This is a genomic window from Sandarakinorhabdus rubra (genome assembly GCF_010994245.1).
Taxonomy (GTDB): domain Bacteria; phylum Pseudomonadota; class Alphaproteobacteria; order Sphingomonadales; family Sphingomonadaceae; genus Sandarakinorhabdus; species Sandarakinorhabdus rubra.
Window position 1 is genome coordinate 1 of sequence record NZ_WMHO01000476.1, and the last position, 552, is coordinate 552.

At 75.2% G+C, this 552-nt stretch carries 1 protein-coding gene; it reads left to right on the forward strand.

Annotated elements, in window-relative coordinates; genetic code table 11:
* Positions 1 to 552: alpha/beta hydrolase family protein (locus tag GJV64_RS15380; RefSeq protein WP_408015014.1), on the forward strand; the 552-nt coding region annotated here is incomplete at both ends.

Here is a 552-nt window from a genome sequence, read left to right on the forward strand (position 1 = left end):
GGCCGCCGGCTGGGCGGCGGCGGGCATCGCTGTCATCCAGCTCGAGCATCCGGGCAGCGATGCAGCCGTCTATGCCGGGGCGACCTCGGCGGAGGAACGCCTGGCGCGGGTGCGCGCTGCTGCCACGCCGGCGCAATTGGTGGCGCGGGCCGGCGATGTCGGCTTCGTGGCCGATGAACTGGCCCGCCGCAGCCGGGAAGGCGCCTGCGACCTGTCGCGCATCAATCCCGATCGGCTGGGGCTGGCCGGTCACAGCATGGGCGCCTGGACCGTGCAGGCCATCGCTGGCCAGCGCTTCGGCCCCGATCGGGCCGGCGCGCCGCCGCCGTTGGTTGACCGCCGCTTCCGTGCCTTCATCGCGATGAGCCCCAGCGCCACCTCGCCGGCCGGCTTCGCCGATGTCCACCGCCCGTTGCTGGCGATCACCGGCACCCGCGACGGCGTTTCCGCTGACGCCGATGCGGTCGCCGTGGCCCGCGCGCTGGCGCAGCGCACGGCGCTGTTTGCCGCCCTGCCCGCCGATGGCCGCAAGGCGCAGGCCCTGTTTGGCGG